The organism is Aquirufa salirivi, assembly GCF_045310485.1.
Lineage (GTDB): Bacteria > Bacteroidota > Bacteroidia > Cytophagales > Spirosomataceae > Aquirufa > Aquirufa salirivi.
In genome coordinates this window covers 1-210 of the sequence record NZ_JBEWZH010000056.1, presented here as the reverse complement: position 1 = coordinate 210, position 210 = coordinate 1, and the positions used below count along the sequence as shown (strand labels likewise).

General features: G+C 55.2%; 1 protein-coding gene. It reads left to right on the top strand.

The features are described from left to right. Window positions 1-210 (top strand): hypothetical protein (locus U0R11_RS13670; protein ID WP_406752407.1); only part of this gene is annotated, 210 nt, incomplete at both ends.

The window sequence follows — 210 nt, the reverse complement described above, 5'->3', positions numbered from 1 at the left end:
TGACCATAGGAGCAGGCGCAGCCACTAAATTGATTATCACGGGAACAGGCACCCAAACAGCGGGAGCAAGCCAAACGATTACGATCACAGCCAAGGATGCGAGTGGCAACACGGCAACGGGTTATACAGGCATCAAGTCGATCACGTTCAGTGGAGCGAATGCTTCATCAAGCCCAGCCACGAACCCAACGGTGGGGGGCACGAACGTTG